This is a genomic window from Sphingobium sp. GW456-12-10-14-TSB1 (genome assembly GCF_059424385.1).
The window spans coordinates 357,456-374,000 of the sequence record NZ_JBWKZI010000002.1 but is presented as its reverse complement, the minus strand read 5'-3'; the positions used below and the strand labels follow the sequence as shown (position 1 = coordinate 374,000).

At 65.6% G+C, this 16,545-nt stretch carries 14 protein-coding genes; 7 read left to right on the top strand and 7 right to left on the bottom strand.

Features of this window, described 5'->3' with window-relative positions; all coding sequences use genetic code 11:
• Positions 1 to 64: 64 nt before the first annotated feature.
• Positions 65 to 361, top strand: coding sequence for a hypothetical protein (locus AC07X9_RS18985; protein WP_140159626.1), 297 nt, complete (start codon positions 65 to 67; stop codon positions 359 to 361).
• 28 nt (positions 362 to 389) lie between these two features.
• Positions 390 to 725: a hypothetical protein gene (locus AC07X9_RS18980; RefSeq protein WP_086486158.1), complete on the top strand. Its 336-nt coding sequence runs from the start codon at positions 390 to 392 to the stop codon at positions 723 to 725.
• Positions 726 to 803: 78 nt separating this feature from the next.
• Here the strand turns inward: AC07X9_RS18980 and AC07X9_RS18975 are convergent, their stop codons facing one another.
• Together AC07X9_RS18975 and AC07X9_RS18970 are read right to left on the bottom strand one after the other, a co-directional pair.
• On the bottom strand, positions 804 to 1,049 hold the full coding sequence (locus AC07X9_RS18975; protein ID WP_140159627.1) for a hypothetical protein: 246 nt from the start codon (positions 1,047 to 1,049) through the stop codon (positions 804 to 806).
• Positions 1,050 to 1,086: 37 nt separating this feature from the next.
• Positions 1,087 to 3,471, bottom strand: coding sequence for a PstS family phosphate ABC transporter substrate-binding protein (locus AC07X9_RS18970; protein WP_086486418.1), 2,385 nt, complete (start codon positions 3,469 to 3,471; stop codon positions 1,087 to 1,089).
• A 158-nt stretch (positions 3,472 to 3,629) separates the two neighbouring features.
• Here AC07X9_RS18970 and AC07X9_RS18965 point away from each other — a divergent pair, with 158 nt between their 5' ends.
• From AC07X9_RS18965 to AC07X9_RS18950, 4 genes are all read left to right on the top strand, one after another.
• A complete protein-coding gene (locus tag AC07X9_RS18965) occupies positions 3,630 to 4,499 on the top strand; it encodes a response regulator transcription factor (RefSeq protein WP_495197995.1) in 870 nt (289 codons plus the stop codon).
• Positions 4,480 to 5,874 carry a sensor histidine kinase gene (locus tag AC07X9_RS18960; RefSeq protein ID WP_086486161.1) on the top strand — a complete coding sequence of 465 codons (1,395 nt, stop codon included), beginning with the start codon at positions 4,480 to 4,482 and terminating at the stop codon, positions 5,872 to 5,874. Before AC07X9_RS18965 ends, AC07X9_RS18960 begins: the two co-directional genes overlap by 20 nt.
• Positions 5,874 to 6,938, top strand: coding sequence for an ABC transporter substrate-binding protein (locus tag AC07X9_RS18955; protein WP_086486162.1), 1,065 nt, complete (start codon positions 5,874 to 5,876; stop codon positions 6,936 to 6,938). The genes AC07X9_RS18960 and AC07X9_RS18955 overlap by 1 nt, the downstream gene beginning before the upstream one ends.
• 113 nt (positions 6,939 to 7,051) lie before the next feature.
• Positions 7,052 to 8,245 (top strand): PstS family phosphate ABC transporter substrate-binding protein, encoded by a 1,194-nt coding sequence (locus tag AC07X9_RS18950; RefSeq protein WP_086486163.1) that lies wholly within the window; start codon positions 7,052 to 7,054, stop codon positions 8,243 to 8,245.
• Positions 8,246 to 8,302: 57 nt separating this feature from the next.
• Here AC07X9_RS18950 and AC07X9_RS18945 read toward each other — a convergent pair whose 3' ends face one another.
• The 5 genes from AC07X9_RS18945 to AC07X9_RS18925 form a co-directional block, all read right to left on the bottom strand.
• Complete coding sequence (locus AC07X9_RS18945; protein ID WP_086486164.1) at positions 8,303 to 8,953, bottom strand: YjbE family putative metal transport protein; 651 nt, start codon at positions 8,951 to 8,953, stop codon at positions 8,303 to 8,305.
• Between the two features lie 55 nt (positions 8,954 to 9,008).
• The gene (locus AC07X9_RS18940; protein WP_086486165.1) at positions 9,009 to 10,421 is read right to left on the bottom strand and encodes an efflux transporter outer membrane subunit; all 1,413 of its coding nucleotides are present in this window, start codon (positions 10,419 to 10,421) and stop codon (positions 9,009 to 9,011) included.
• Entirely contained in the window at positions 10,418 to 13,600 is a 3,183-nt protein-coding gene (locus AC07X9_RS18935) for a multidrug efflux RND transporter permease subunit (protein WP_086486166.1), read from the bottom strand. The genes AC07X9_RS18940 and AC07X9_RS18935 overlap by 4 nt, the downstream gene beginning before the upstream one ends.
• 7 nt (positions 13,601 to 13,607) lie before the next feature.
• A complete protein-coding gene (locus AC07X9_RS18930) occupies positions 13,608 to 14,750 on the bottom strand; it encodes an efflux RND transporter periplasmic adaptor subunit (RefSeq protein WP_086486419.1) in 1,143 nt (380 codons plus the stop codon).
• Positions 14,751 to 14,827: 77 nt separating this feature from the next.
• Positions 14,828 to 16,144 carry a CitMHS family transporter gene (locus AC07X9_RS18925; protein ID WP_303393673.1) on the bottom strand — a complete coding sequence of 439 codons (1,317 nt, stop codon included), beginning with the start codon at positions 16,142 to 16,144 and terminating at the stop codon, positions 14,828 to 14,830.
• Here AC07X9_RS18925 and AC07X9_RS18920 point away from each other — a divergent pair.
• The gene (locus AC07X9_RS18920; RefSeq protein WP_176342136.1) at positions 16,116 to 16,475 is read left to right on the top strand and encodes a hypothetical protein; all 360 of its coding nucleotides are present in this window, start codon (positions 16,116 to 16,118) and stop codon (positions 16,473 to 16,475) included. The two genes, AC07X9_RS18925 and AC07X9_RS18920, sit on opposite strands and share 29 nt — an antisense overlap.
• The last annotated feature ends 70 nt before the right edge of the window (positions 16,476 to 16,545 follow it).

Sequence of the window (16,545 nt, the reverse complement as noted above, 5' to 3'; positions counted from 1 at the left end):
CGACGCCGGGCCGCGGGTGCAGCCGACCTTGTATGCCCAACTTGAGCGTCATGGATGCGGCATCATGGCGCCGGTGTTCGACGGGCTTTTCATCGCCACAGAAGCCGGGCTTGGACGTCCGCTAGAGCTCGGGGCCGACGGAGAGGCGACGATTACGAGTGACGAAATCGCGCTGCTTACGGTCCTCGATCAGCCGCCCATGCGTTCCCAAAGCGACGTGTCGGTTCGTTCCTGGCTGGCGGCCGCGCAAGACTCCGCCGCGATCATGCTCCGTTCGGTTCTCGACGCAACCTCCACGTTCTCTCCTGAACGCCGCGGCACACTGAACCGGAAGAGTTCAGCAGATCATCACCATCTGTGACCATCGGCTCGATCCGGCGATTGACGGAATGCTGTACCGATCGACCCAGACCGGCGGCAAGGGCCGCAATGTCGTCCTCTTCAATCGCACCTCGCGGGTCGAGCGGCACGAGGAGGCGCATCCCGTCAAACCATTCCGGGACGTCCCGCCGAGTCCGCTAGACGCGCTCTTCGACGACGCTCCCACGCTGATCCTAACCGAATTTCCCCCGCTCGGCGGCAACGACAACCGGGATCTGACGCTCCGCATCGCCATCGACAGTGTCCAGGTGTCCGACATTCGCGCCACCAAGTATGACGAGATCCGTCGGTCGGCCGAGATGTGGCAGCTGGATCTTGAGGAGCGCGACCGCGAGTTCGAATAAGATCGGGCTGGCGTCCCACCAACGAGGGAGCGAGGCTCGTGGGCTAGACGGCAGGCGGCAACCCCAACAGACCGTCGATCACGAAAAGGCATTGGCCTCGATCTGATCGCGCCAAGCGGTCCGATCACCGACCGAATCCAGCAGCCACGCGAGAACCGGCAAGGATGCCTCTCGCTGCGGCGGAAGCTTGACGATCGGCAGGCATTCGATGGCGAAGAGGAAGCCGAAATAGCCTTCGGCCGATCCCCGCTCGAGGAAATGCGCTTCGAACTGCCGCAGCAGCGAGGTCGCCAGGACGTGCTGACCCAGCCCCACTGTCGACAATCAGGCTGCTTGATCGCCGCCACCTTGCCGAACGGGATCAGTTCGCTCCCTCCGACGCTGCCGCCGCTTTCTTCGGCGCGACAGGCGGCGCCTTGACCTGAGGAATGATGGCATCGAGCTTCTTCAGCTCGGCACGCGCCATCGCGCCGGTCAGGGGTAGCCATTTGCCATCGCGCTGGATGATGTCCTGCCCCTCGCGGCTCAGCACGAAGCGCAAAAACTCCTTCAGCTTGGGATCGAGCGGCTGATCGGGGAGCTGATCGGCATAGGCATAGACCTCGAGCCCAAGCGGATAGCTGCCGTTTCGCACCGTCTCCAGGGTCGGTAGCACAAAGGGTTGCCCGTCAGCCGCCGCGATCGGCACGAGCCGCGTCTTGTCATTACTGAAACCCGCGCCGGCAAAGGTAATTGCACAGGGGTCGTTGCCGACCATCCGGGCACGATCGGCATTCGGAACGGTCCGGCTCTTGTCAGGATTGAGGGCCAGAGGCACCTCGTGCGCATCATCGTTCCAGATGTTGCCGCCGACCAGCACCTTGCGCTCGAACACCGACATGATGTGATATTTAAGCGGGGGGACCACCACGTCGATCGGCTTGCTGGCGCAGATGTTCCCGATCCCGAGTTCGCTCCAGCTACGGATGTTCTGCTCGGCGCTGCGGCCGGCCTGGCGCCGCCAGGTGGTGCTGACCCAGCCGCCCCGGCGCGGTCCGCCAAAGATGCCGTCGAGCTGCTTGATGGTCAGACCCTTGATCGGGTTGCTCCGGTTGACGAGGATCGCCATCGCGGGGCTCCAGCCGGACACGTCAAACGAGCCCGTCGCAACTCGAATCTCGCGCGGCGATCGCTCGTGCTTCATCTGGAAATCATAGAATTCCCCGGCGAAATAGGTCGTCCATTTCCGGCCCATGGAGAGATCGACGTCACCGGCGTTGAGATCGCCGTCCTTCAGGTCGAAGGTGATGCCGGGCTGATGCCGCTTGAAGGCGTCGATCAGTGCCTGGCCGACGGTGCTGCCCATGAGCTGGCCACTGGCCGGCATCCGGATGCTGCCCGACACTTGCGCGGCCGGCGTGTAGGCCGGCAGGTCCGAGAGATCGAAGCGCTTTTTGTAATAGGCCTGCTTGGGATTGACCTTGCCGGTTTCGTCGGGGGATTCGCCGTCCCATTTCTTGGGCGCGATCATCTCCGTCTGAAGGCCGAGTTCGCGCGGATCGACCGGGGCGCCCAGTTCGTCGAGCTTGGCGATCATCTCGCGCGCTCGTGCGGCGGGGATAGGGAACCACTTGCCGTCGCGCTGGATGGCGTCCTGGCCTTCGCGGCTGAGCATGAAGGTCAGGAATTCCTTCACCAGCGGATCGAGCGGCTTGCCCGGCGCAACCCGCGCTTCGGCCCATTGCTCGATGAACAGCGGATAGGAGCGATCCCGAAGACTCTCGCGCGAGATGGGCACGAACGGTCCGGCATCGGTCGCGCCGATCGGGACCGCACGCACGCCGGGAATGGCCGAGCCCATGTCGCTGAAGACGATGCCATATTTGTCGGCCGCCATGTCCTTCACCATCTCGACCGAGGACGTGTAGCGCGTGCCGTCGGCGTTCATCTCATGGGAGTATTCCATGGTGTTCTCGTTCCAGATGTCGCCGCCGTTGAACACCTTGCGTTCGAAGCCGAGCTGGATGTTGTACTTGAGCGGACGCCCGTAGATGTGGATGGGCTGGTTGGCCCATTCGCCTGTGAGGCCCAGCTGCCCCCAGGTCCGCAGGTTCTTTTCCGGTCCGCGCGCCGCGCTCGGATCCCAGGTCGTGCCCTTCCAGCCACCCGTCCGCGCGCCGGCGAAGATGCCGTCGAGTTGCTCGACCGTCATATGGGCGATCGGATTGTCCTTGTGGACGAAGATCACGAAACCGGGGCTCCAGCCAGGCACATCGTAGGAGCCGGTCGCCCAGTCGATCTCGAAGATGCGCTGGCCGGTCGCGCGCTCATATTCCGAAGCCTCGCGCAGGCGGTCGTTGATGCGCGGGCCGGTCTGGATGTGGACCTTGCCCGAGGCAACGGTCCCGCCCTGGCTGATGACGACCTTGGCGCCGGGCTGGAAGCGCTGGAACTCCTTGATCCACTCGTCCTTGATCAGGCCGTCGTGCAGGTAGAGCCCAGACACCTTGATGGTGCCGGAGACCTGCTGCCTGGGCTGGTAGGCGGGATAGTCGCTCATCGTCGACAGATCGGTGTAAAAGCGCTTCTTGGCGCGGGAGTCGGTCCGGGCATTGTGCTCGCCGCGAATGACGATGTTCTCGAGCATGCCGTCGCCCAGGCGATCGAGAATCTGCTGATAGGTCTCGCCGGTCGGGCGCTTGCCTTCCTGCGCCGCCACGGGAATGCCGAGCCCGGCAAGGACCACGAAAGCGCAGCCCGACGCCATCAGCACGCGCGTCCGGCGTCCCGCGCCGCTCGGCCGATCCTTCACCGCCGCCTGACGACGCGACGACATTTCGATTTCCGGACAATCCCTCAAGCTCATTCCTCTCTCCATTCCGGCGGCCGAGGCCGAACGTCGCCCCTTGTATCAGGGGGCCTGAAATGCGCTTTAGAGGACCAAAGCTGTCAACCAGCCGTCATTGCGGCGCAGCATCGTCATTATCTGCCCAAAATGGTCATATTGTGCTTCGACTGCCGCCATCGTCCGCAGAGTTTCGCGTTGCGGTAGATCACCTAAATGGTTGCAAAGGGGGAGTCTTCAGCGCACGCTGCAAAGATAAATGGAGAGGTGGTTTGCGTATTCTGCTTGTCGAAGACGATGATGATCTGGGGGATGCGATACTGCGGCGTCTGCGTGGCGACGGCCACGCGGTGGATTGGTTGACCGACGGTGAGGCCGCCGATGATATTCTCCGATATCAACCCTATGACTTGATCATTCTGGATGTCGGCCTCCCGGGCATGGACGGGTTTACTTTGCTGCGCTTCCTTCGGGAACGCGGGATACACTGCTCCATCATGATGCTGACCGCGCGGTCCGACATCGAGGACCGGGTGACGGCGCTCGATGTCGGCGCGGACGACTACCTGCCCAAGCCGTTCGATTTCCGCGAGTTCGACGCGCGCTGCCGTGTGCTGCTGCGGCGGACCCAGGAGCTGAGTTCCGGAACGACCACGGTCGGCGCTCTGGTCTTCGACCGCGGTGCCAAGCGCGCCAGCCTCAACGATATCCAGGTCCACCTGCCCAACCGCGAATACCGGCTCCTGGAAATCCTGATGGGCAATCTGGGCCGCGTGCTGACCAAGGAACAGATCGCCCTCCAGCTTTTCGACTTTGACGATGACGCCGGCGACAATGCGATCGAGCTCTATATCGGCCGCCTGAGGCGCAAGATCGGCGATGCCCTGTCCATCAGGACAGTGCGGGGCATGGGCTATGTGGCCGAGCCTCATGACCAGCCGCACGCATAAGCCCTTCTCGCTCCGCCTCCGCATCGCCGGGCCCGTGGCGGCCCTGTTTCTCGTTGGCATGATCGCCCTTTACATCGCGGCGTTCGCCTATGGGCGCACGGCGGCCGACCGGTCCTATGACCGACTGCTCGCCGGCGCCGCGCGTTCGATCGCCGAAACCCTGGTGGCGACCGCCGACGGCTTCGACGTCGACATTCCCTATTCCGCCTTCGAGCTGCTGAGCGCGGCGCCGGACGATCGCGTCTTCTATCGCGTGTTCGAGACGTCCGGACGGACCGTGACCGGCTATGGCGACCTGCCATCTTCGCCGATCAAGCCGCGCCCCAGCATCTATCGGCCCGACGCGACCTTCTTCACGGCCGACTATCTCGGTGAACCCGTGCGGTTCGTCGTCGTGGGGCGCCAGATCGCCACGATCAACGATCCGCTCGAGCTTCGCTCGGTCTGGGTTCAGGTCGGACAGACCCGACGGGCGCACCAGGCGCTGGTGCGGGAGCTGGTGATCCGCTCGCTCCTCCCGATCGCCGCCATGACGGTCATCGCGCTGCTGATCGCCTGGTTCGGTGTGGGGCAGGGGCTGCGCCCGTTGCGCACGATCAGCGATGAGCTTGCCGCGCGGGGGCCAACCGATCTGGACGAGATCAAGGCGCCAGTCCCGCGCGAGGTGGCGCCCCTGGTCTCAGCGATCGACGGCTTCATGGCGCGGCTGCGGGTCAACATTGACACCCTGCGAAGCTTCGTCGGCGAAGCCGCGCACCAGCTTCGCACCCCGCTGGCTGCGTTGCGGGCGCAGGCGCAGGTAGCCGATCGGACCAATGCCGAGGAACTGGGGCGAAGCCTCGACGCCGTCGAGCGCAACGCCGCCAAGCTCACCCGCCTTGTCAACCAGATGCTGAGCGATGCGACCGTCAGCCATCGCTCCGACGTGCGGCATAGGGAGGCTTTCGATCTGGCGGACGTGCTACGCGAAATTGTGCACGAGGCGACTGCCTATACCGATGAGGTCGTCTGCACGCTCGACCTTGGCGTCGAGGCCGCCCCCATCGTCGGAGACCCGCTGATGACGGCGGAGGCGCTTCGCAACATCCTCGACAATGCGCAGGCGCACGGCGACGGCGCCATCGAGATCGCTCTGACAGCCATCGCACGGACCTATCAGATCGATTTTGCCGATCGCGGTCCCGGCATCCCCGACGCGCGCAAGCCGGCCGTCTTCGAACGCTTCGTTCGGGGCTCCGGCAAGGGGGCGGGCGCCGGGCTTGGCCTTGCCATCGCATCGCAAGCGATCGCGAGCCAGGGCGGAACCATCCAGCTCCTCGATCGGCCCGGCGGCGGCCTTGTCGTCCGGCTCGCCTTCCCGATGGAGCAGGTGTGATGCGCAAAAGCCTTCTCGTCATCCTCGTCGTGATCGGGATCGCCGCGTTGGCGGGCGTTGCCCGGTGGCGGATGACACCGACCCAATCCATAGGGGACCAGCGCGCGCTGACGATCTTCGGCACCACCGACGAAGCGCTGATGCGTCCGGTTCTGGCCGAATATCGCCGCGGCCATCCCCGGACACGTCTCAGCTATGTGGAGATGGACGGGTCGGCCCTCTATCAGCGCGTGCTGTCCGACCTGGAGGCACATCGGTCCGGGCCGGACCTGGTCATCAGCACGGCCATGGACCTCCAGGTCAAGCTTGTGAACGATGGCGAGACGGTGCCGCACAATTCGGGCAACGCGTCCGCCTTGCCGCCCTGGGCGCGCTGGCGCGACGAGGCGTTCGGTATCACCTTCGAGCCGGCGGTCATGGTCTTCAACCAAAGGCTCATGGCCGGCCGGCCAATTCCCCGGTCGCGGTCCGAACTGCTTGATGCGATCGGCGAGGATCTAGATTTCTGGCGCGGAAAGGTGGGCACCTATGACATTCGCCGGAGCGGCACCGGCTATTTGCTGATGTCGCAGGATTCCCGGCAGGCAAGCGACTCCGGGGCGCTGTTCAAGTCGTTCGGGCTGGCCCAAGTCAAGCTCGCGGCCCAGAGCAGCGTGCTGCTCAGACAAGTGGCGCGCGGGGAGATCGCGGTCGCCTACAATGTTGTGAGCAGCTATGCCCGCCGGCTCAAGGCCAGCGGCGCGCCGATCGAGATTGTCTATCCGCGCGACTTCACGCTGGCGTTGCTGCGTACCGCCGTCATCCCGCGCAACGCCGAACATCCGCGCGCGGCTCATGAGTTTCTGGAGTTCCTGCTCGCCCCGGAAGGACAGCGCGCGCTTGCCGAGCAGGCAGGACTAAGCGCCATTCGGGAGGACAGTCTTTCCGGCGGTTCGGACATCGCACAAGGGGGCATTGTGCGGCCGATCACGCTGGGCCCAGGGCTGCTGGTCTATCTCGACGCGCACAAGCGCAAGCGGCTCCTCGACAATTGGGACAACCTGACCGCCAAGCCGCCCGAGTAATTCCCGCGCCCGTGCTGCGGTGCAGTGTCAGCTTAATGATAGCTTGGCATGCCATCCTCCTCCCAGCTTCAGCGGCAACGGGCTGAAGACCAACGAATGGGAGAGGACCAGACATGCGCTTGCTCATCATCGGATCATTGTTGCTCTCGGCGACCTCGGCCGCCGCACAGGACGCGCCCACCCAGGACGCGGACGCGCTGTCGAAGGCGCGGGCGATCGGCACCAAGGCACGCAAGGTCAAGAAATTCTACGAGCCGCAGTTCGACCTCTCCGGCCTCGATCCCTACCGGCCGCAGGTGAAGATCTCCGGCACGATCCGCCAATGGGGCAACAACTACATCAAGGATTCCGGCCTGGTCGACGTCTGGGAAGCGGAGTTCAGGAAGTTTCATCCCGACGTCACCTTTTCCGATAATCTCTACTCCTCCGCTGTAGCATTCCCGGGCCTTGTCGCCAATGTCGCGGACCTCGCGCCGATTGGGCGCCAGGCACTCTGGGACGAACTCAAGGGCTTCGAGCGCGAAGGGGCGGGCGGCGGCGATGACGGCAGCAGCAACACCGAACTCATTGAGATCGTCATGGCGACGGGCAGCTTCGACGTGCGCGGCTGGACCTACGCACTCGGCATCTTCGTCAACAAGAACAACCCGCTGTCGTCTCTCTCCATGGAGCAGCTCGACGGCATTTTCGGCGCGCGCCGTGACGGGGGCTGGGATGGCCTGACCTGGCGGACCGATTGGGCGCGCGGCCCGGACAAGAATATCCGCACCTGGGGGCAGCTCGGTCTCAAGGGTGAATGGGCGAATAAGCCGATCCACGTCTACGGCTACAACGCCAAATATCACTTCCAGGACGAGATCGATAAAAAGGTGCTGAAGGGTTCCTCGAAATGGAACGAGGACCTTCGCGCCTTCTCCAATGTCGCGGGCCTGAAGAAGGACGGATCCCTGACAGCGGCCGGCGAGCTGATCATGAACGCCGTTTCAGCTGATCCCTATGGCATCGCCTATACGGGCATCCCGTTCATGCAGCCCGACACCAAGGTGCTGGCGCTCTCGAGCAATGGCGGCGCGCCCGTTCCGCTGACGCTGAAGACGGTGCAGAGCCGCACCTATCCGCTCTTCCGGGACGTCTATTATTACATCAAGCGGCAGAAGGGGCAGCCGATCGACCCCAAGGTCAAGGAGTTCCTGCGCTACGTGCTGAGCCGGGAAGGACAGGCAGCGGTCCAGGCCGACGGCAAATATCTCCCGCTCACCCCCGAGGCCGCCAAGGCCCAGCTCGCCAAGCTGGACGCGGTCGACTGAGCGCCGATGGCGGCGGCCAGTTCGACAGCGAACGGCCCCCGCCCGGCCCGAGCCGCCTCACACTAAGCGATAGGCCCCCGTCACCGGGTCCATGATGCCGTCATAGATCATCCGAAGCGCGACCATCAGGATCACCAGCAGGCCGAGATAGGCGATCCAGCGATACCGCTCGATCAGCCGGGCAAGCAGGTTCGCGGCCAGCCCCATCAACAGCACCGACAGGACGAGCCCGATGACCAGCAGTCCGGGATGCTGGCGCGCGGCGCCCGCGACCGCGAGCACATTGTCCATGCTCATGCTGATGTCGGCGACGGTGACGGCCCATGCCGCGCCGAGCAGCGACTTGGGCGGTGCGGCGCCAAGCTCGTCATCGGCCGTCCCATCGGCATTCGAGCGCAGCTCCCGCCAGAATTTCCAGGCGACCCATAGCAGCAGAAGGCCGCCCGCGAGCACCAGGCCCGTCAGCCGCAGCAATTGCGTCACCACCAGAGCGAAGCACACGCGCATCAGGAGCGCCGCGCCGATACCGAGCAGAATGATGCGATGGCGCTGCGCAGGCGGGAAACCCGCGGCGAGAGCACCCACCACGATGGCGTTGTCGGCCGCCAGCATGACGTCGATCAGCACAACCTGCCCGAATGCGGTCAGGGCGGATGGCGAGCCGAGCTGCCCGAAGTCGGTGAGGATATCGTTCCAGAGCGTCAGCACAGTGTTTCCCGGCAGATTGAAGCGAGGGCGGGTGGGCTGATCGCCGCCGCCAGGCTCACTCCCATGTCGCGTCGCCTCCCAGCGACCGATAGAGCGCGACCCGATTGCTCGCGGCCTCCCGCTCGATCGAAACCAGGTCGCGCTGCGCCTGGTAGAGCGAACGCTGGGCGATCAGGCTGGAGAGGAAATTGTCGGTGCCGCGACGATAGCGCAGATCGGCGAGCGCGAAACTGTCGCTCGCCGCATCGACCTGCTGGCGCAGCGCCTGCGTCTCATCCTCGATCGTGCCCCGGCGCGCGAGGCCATCGGAGACATCCCGGAACGCCACCTGGATTGCGCGCTCGTAGCCAGCAAGGGCGGCGTCCCGCTCGGCTTGGGATCGGCGGACATTCGCCTGCGCGGCGCCCGCGCGGAAAATCGGATAGGTCGCATCCGCAGCGCCCGAGTAGCGAAAGGCGCCGTCCGCGAATAAACCCGACAGGGCGCTGCTGGCAAAGCCCATCAGGCCGGTGAGCGAAATGCGCGGGAAGAGCGCGGCGCGCGCCGCGCCGATCTCGGCGTTTGCGGCACGCAACAGATATTCCGCCTCGGCGACGTCCGGCCGGCGCAACAGTACGCGGGAATCGAGCCCCGCCGGGAGATTGGCGACCGCGCCCGTGACCTCCTCGATGCGATCGGCGAGCAAGCCAGGATCGACCGGCTGCCCGACGAGGAGTTGCAGCGCGTTCACGTCCTGCGCCAGCGCGGTGCGCTGGCGCGCGACATCGGCGCGGGCGGCCGCAAGGATCTGCTCGGCCTGACGCAGATCGGAGCGCGGCGCGATGCCTCCGGCCAGGCGCGTGCGCGTGAGCGCCACGCTGCGTTCGGCATTGGCCTCGGTGTCCTGGGCAATCGCCAGCAGGCTCTTGTCGGCCGCATGGGCCAGCCAAGCGTCCGCGATGTCGCCGGCGAGCGCCAGCCTGACCGCCTGCCGTGCCGATTCAGAGGCCAGATAGCGGTTCTGCTCGGCGCGGCTGAGCGAAGCGAGGCGCCCGAACAGGTCCAGTTCAAAGCTGTTGATGCCGAGCTGCGCTGAAAAGCTGCCGCGCGCCCGCGATGTGCCTGCGCCATTGGCACCGGCGGCCTGCGAGCCACTGCCGCTGCGCGAATAGCCTGCCGACCCGGAAGCATCGAGCTGCGGGAACTGGTTCGCCCGCTGGATCTGATACTGCGCTCTGGCCGCCGCCACATTGGCCGCGGCGATCCGCAGGTCCCGGTTCGTCTCCAGCGCCTGCGCGATAAGGGACTGGAGACGATGGTCCGAGAAGATCTCCCGGTAGCTGACCGCAGGCAAAGCCGCCTGGGTTTGCGCGCCATAGGCATCGCCGGTCGGCCAGGTCGCAGGCACGGGCAGCCCGACCGCCGTGTCGCGCGGGGCGAGCGAGCAGGCCGAAAGGAGCACGAGGGGGAGGCCAGCGGAGACCTTCATGCGGTGGCCTCCTCTTCGTCCCCGGCCTGGAACGCCGCCCATTTCCCCGCAAGCCAGTGCGCCGCTTTCCGCACGAGAACGAAGAACAGCGGGATGTAGAAGATTGCGAGGAGGGTCGCGGTCAGCATGCCACCCACCACCGCGGTGCCGATGGCGATGCGGCTGTTGGCTCCGGCGCCGGTTGACAGCGCCAGCGGCAGCACGCCGAAGATGAACGCGAAGCTCGTCATCAGGATCGGCCGCAGGCGCACGCGTGCCGCCTCGATTGCCGCTTCGAGGATCCCGAGGCCGCGCTTCTCCGCCTGCTCGGCGAACTCGATCATGAGGATCGCATTCTTTGCCGCCAGCCCCATCGTGGTGAGCAGGCCGATCTGCAGATAGATGTCGTTGTCGAGCCCGCGCAGCGTGACCGCCAGCACCGCGCCGATCAGGCCCAGCGGGATCACCAGCAGCACCGCGATCGGGATCGACCAGCTCTCATAGAGTGCGGCGAGGCAGAGGAAGACGACGATCAGCGACAGGCCATAGAGGATCGGCCCTTGGCCCGACGATAGACGCTCCTGGAACGACAGGCCCGCCCAGGCGACCGTGGTGCCGGGGATCTGGGCCGCCAGTTCCTCCATCCGCTTCATCGCCTGGCCCGAGCTGTAACCAGTCGCGGGCTGGCCGGAGAATTCGTAAGAGGGAAGTCCCTGGAAGCGGGAGAGGCTGGTGGGCACCACCGACCAGCTCATGCGCGCGAAGGAGGAGAAGGGCACCATCTGCCCGTCGCTCGCCCGCACGAACCACTGATTGATGTCGCTCGGCTCGGCCCGAAATTCGGCGTCGCCCTGGACATAGACGCGCTTCACGCGCCCGCGGTCGACAAAGTCGTTCACATAGCGGCCGCCCCAGGCCGTCGACAGCGTCGCGTTCACATCGTCCTGGTCGAGGCCGGATGCGGCGAGCTTCTGCTGATCGACATCGAGCTTGAGCGTCGCCATCTCGGGCAATTCGGTGAGCCGCACGGCATTGAGCATCGGGTCCGCGCTGGCGAGACCGAAGAGCTTATCACGCGCGGCGGCGAACGCCTCGGGCGTCATGCCGCTCGCATTCTGAAGCTCCATCGTGAACCCCGTCGACCGGCCGAGGCCGCGGATCGAGGGCGGCACCAGCACGAAGATCTGCGCGTCGCGCAGCTTGCCCATCGCGGCCGTGGCGCGCTTGGTAATCGCGTCGGCGGTGTTCTTTGCCCCCGAACGCTGCGACCAGTCAGCAAGGTTCAGGAAGCCCTGACCGGTATTCTGGCCCGAGGCACCGCCGCCGCCGGCATTGAGCAGCATGACCCGGACATTCTTGGGCTCATATTTCGCGAAATAGCGCTCGATCGCCGACTGGACCTCAAGCGTGCGGCCCTGGGTGGCGCCGGCCGGCAACTGGAACTGCACGCGGGCGATGCCCTGGTCCTCGTTCGGCAGAAAGCCGGTGGGCAGGCTCGTGAACAGCAGCACCAGCATCGCGACTACGCCGGCGAAGATCGCCAGATACAGCCAGGCGCGCTTGATGACGCTGCCAATGCCACCGACATAACGCGCCGTGCCCCGCTCGACGACGCTGTTGAAGCCGTCCCGCGCCCGCGCCGTGGCGGCATTCAGGCCGGGCCAGAGACCCTTCGGGCGCCGGGGCGGGCCGCGCCGTTTCTGCCTGAGCAGGGTCGCGGTGAGCGCCGGGCTGAGGATGAGCGCGACCAGGACCGACAGCACCATCGCCGACACGATCGTCAGGGCGAACTGCCGATAGATCACCCCGGTCGATCCCCCGAAGAACGCCATCGGCAGGAACACTGCCGACAGGACCACGGCGATCGCGACCAGCGCCATCTGGATCTCGCCCATCGAGCGGATCGTCGCCTGCCGCGGCGTCAGCTCCGGATTTTCCGCCATCAGCCGTTCGACATTCTCGACCACGACAATCGCGTCGTCGACGAGCAGCCCGATCGCCAGGACCAGCGCGAAGAGCGTCATGGTGTTGATCGAAAAGCCGGCGAGATAGATGATGCCGAAGGTTCCCAGCAGCACGACGGGCACGGCGATGGCCGGCACCAGCGTCGCGCGCCAGCTCTGCAGGAACACGAACATGACGATGATCACGAGGACGATCGCCTCGAGCAGCGTGATGACCACTTCATCGACCGACAATTTGATGAAGTTGGTGGCGTCGTTCATGTAGGCGATCTTGAACCCGGCGGGAAAGGTCGCCGCGATGCGCTCGACTTCCGCCCGAACCTCGGTGGCCGTCGCCAGGGCATCCGCCCCCGGCGCCAGCGAAATGGCCATCCCCGAACCCGGATGGCCGTTGAGGCGGCTCACGGTCTGATAGTTTTCGCCGCCCAGTTCCACCCGCGCGACATCGGCGAGCCGGACCGTCGCGCCGTTGGCCTGCGTCTTGAGCAGGATGGCGGCGAACTGCGCCGGCGTCTGCAGCCGGGACTGAGCCGTCACCGTGGCATTGAGCATTTGCGTGCGGGGCTGGGGCTGGCCTCCGACTTCGCCCGCCGCCACCTCGGCGTTCTGCTTGCGGATCGCCGTGATGACGTCGCTCGGCATGAGCTGATAGCTCGCCAGCCTGTCGGGTCGAAGCCATATCCGCATGGCATAGGGCGCGCCGAATACGTCGATCTCGCCGACGCCGTTGATCCGCGCCACCGTGTCCTGCACCCGCGATGTCAGGAGATCGGAAACGTCCTGATTGGTGCGCGTGTCGGTCTCGTCATACACAGCCACCGTCATGAGCAGGTCGGGATTGGACTTGGTGACACGCAATCCCTGCTGCTGGACCTGTTGGGGCAGGCGGGGGATCGCCTGCTGCACCTGGTTCTGAACCTGAACCTGGGCGATGTCGGGATCGACCCCCTTGGCGAAGGTCGCGGTGATCGTGACCTGGCCGCGCGAACTCGACGTCGAGGAGAAATAGAGCAACCCGTCGACGCCGGTCAGCGTCTGCTCGATCACCTGCGTCACACTGTCCTGCAAGGTCTGCGCGTTCGCGCCCGGATAGCTTGCACGGACATTGACCTGGGGCGGCGCGATGTCGGGATATTGCGCGATGGGCAGGCCGAAGATCGCCAGCACTCCGGCGAGCATGGTGAGGATGGCAATCACCCATGCGAAGATCGGCCGATTGATGAAGATGTTCGACATGGGCTGATCATTCGCCCTTTTTCTTCTTGGCCGGCTCGGGCTCCTGCGGCGCGGTCGCCGGCACCGGGCGGACGGCCTTGTCGGGGCGGACATTGCCCAGGCCCTGCGTGATCACCTTCTCGCCGGGCTGGAGGCCGGACGTGACAACCCAGAAGGCCCCCTGCGTGGTCGCTGCCACGACCTTGCGCTGCACCGCCTTCTTGCCCTCGACCACATAGACGCTGGCGGCGCCCTTGGGGTCACGCTGCAAGGCCTGCTGCGGGACGAGAAACGCACGCCCATTCACCTGCTCGACAAACTGGGCGCGGACGAACATGCCGGGCAGGAGCGTGCCCTTGGGGTTGGCGAACTCCGCGCGCAGCGTGACCGTGCCGGTGACCGGGTCGACGATCACCTCCGAAAAGGCGATCTTGCCCGGCAAGGGATAGACGCTGCCATCCTCGAGCGTCAGGCGCACCGTGGCATCGCCGGCTGCCACGCCGGACTCGCTCAGATCATGCTGGAGCCGCAGCAGATCGGCGCTGGATTGCTGGATGTCGACGAAAATGGGGTCGAGCCGCTGGATGACGGCGAGCGGGCTTGCCTGACCCGCGGTGACGAGGGCGCCCTCGGTCACGAGCGATCGGCCGATGCGCCCCGAGATGGGCGCGGGCACGCGCGTGAACTGGAGGTTGATCTGCGCCGTGCGGAGCCGGGCATCGCTTTGCTCGACCGCGGCCTGGGCCTGCCGCGCCTGGGCGGCAGCGTTCACATAGTCCTGCTTGGCGACGGCCTCGGCCTCAGCGAGCGGCCGATAGCGATCCGCCAGTTCCCGCGCCGCCGACGCATTTGCCCGCGCGCTGTGCGCGTTGGCGACCGCCTCATCGACCGAGGCGGCATAGAGCCTCGGATCAATCTCGTACAGCGTCTGGCCCTGCGTGACGATCGCGCCTTCCTTGAAGAAGCGCCGCCGGACCAGGCCCGCGACCTGCGGGCGCACTTCCGACATCTGATAGGCGGTTACGCGGCCGGCAAGCTCGGTCGTCACCGGGACCGAACTCGGCTGCATCACCACGAAGCCGACTTCCGGCGGTCCCTTGTCTTTCTTCTTCGCGTCCTTGGCGCCGCCGCAGGCGGCGAGGACAAGGCACAAGCCGATCGTGCCCAGCATCAGGGGGGCGTGCTGGAGCGCGTGGGTCGCGACGGGCAGGGCGCCTGCCGGCGCCGGCCTCATCAGTCGAGCGGCGCTCATGCAGGCGCACCGATCAGCGGAAAGAGGCCAAGGAGCAGCGACGCGACCAGCATCAGCATACAGATCGCCGTCGCCCATTTGAGGGTGAAGCGCTGGTGGTCGCCGAATTCGACGCCGGCGAGCCCCACCAGCAGATAGGTCGAGGGAACCAACGGGCTGAGAAGATGAACCGGCTGCCCGATCAGCGACGCCCGTGCCATCTCGACCGGCGTGATCCCATACGCCTCCGCGGCATGCGTCGCGATCGGCAGCATGCCGTAGTAGAAGGCGTCGTTCGAGATGAAGAAGGTGAGGGGCAGGCTGGCCACGGCCACGATCGGCGCCAGATAGGGCCCGGCCTGCGGCGGCACGAGCGCGAGCATCGCGCTGGACATGGCGTCGACCATACCGGTCCCGCCAAGGATTCCCGTGAAGATGCCGGCCGCGAAGATGAGCGACGACACGGCCAGCACATTGGTGGAATGGCTGGCGATGCGCTCCCGCTGCTCGGCGACCCGCGGGTAGTTGACGAGGATCGCCACTGCAAAACCCAGCATGAAGAGAATGGCGAGCGGCAGCACTTCGAGAATGAGGCCGGCCAGCAAGGCGAGGGTGAGCAGCGCGTTGAACCAGAGCAGCCCCGGCCGCTTGAGCGCCTTGTCACCCACCGAGGCAACGCGTTCGTAGCCGACCGACGCGCCGGAGCCCTCCGATCCGATGGCGCCGGGCACCGTCACGCCGCCGGCCAGGCGCCGCCGCTCCTGCATGCCCAGCACATAGGCGAGGAAGATCACGCCAACGACGCCAACGGCCATGACCGGGATCATCGGCACGAAGACCTCGGTGGGCTCGACGTGCAAGGCGCTGGTCGCGCGGGCGAGGGGGCCGCCCCATGGAGTCAGGTTCATGATGCCGCCGGCGAGGATGGTCACGCAGGTGAGCTTGAGCGGATCCATGTTGATCCGCTTGAACAGCGGCAGCATCGAGGCCGTCACGATCATATAGGTGGTCGAGCCGTCTCCATCGAGGGAAACGACCGCGGCCAGGACCGCCGTCCCGACCAGGATCTTCATCGGATCGCCATCGACCACCCGGATGATCCGGCGGACCACCGGGTCGAACAGGCCCGCATCGATCATCAGGCCGAAATAGAGGATCGCGAACATCAGCATGATGCCCGTGGGCGCGAGCTTGGTGATGCCCGCGAGCATCATCTTGCCGAGTTCCGCACCACCGAAACCGCCGACCAGGGCGAAGAGCACCGGCACCAGGGTCAGCGCCACCAACGGTGAGAGGCGCCGCAACATGATCAGCACCATGAAGGTGATGACCATTCCAAAACCCAGCACGGTCAATAACGTGTCGCTCGTCGCCATCCGGTATTCCGCTCCCGTGATCGTCGCCGCTCGCAGGCGGCGTGCCTTCATTCGTTCGAGCGGTTGTGATGGGGTTTCCTGTCAGCAAGCCATCATTGCGGCGCAGCAAAGGCAATTTTCTCTCGCCCGGCCAAAAAGAACAGGCGATGACCGCTCGGCGGGGATCCCGAAAATCGCCACGGTAGAGACCGCGGTTTTCCTAGGGTGCGGGCACTATGTAGCCGCAAACGGGCAAGGCCTGTCGAAATTCAGCAACAAATTTCTCTTGCTGCGGTGCAATGACGGCTGATTGACAGCATTGGTCTGCAAAAAGGCTCTCACTCGACTTCGCATCTTGAAGCGAGGCCGCAGCATGCCGC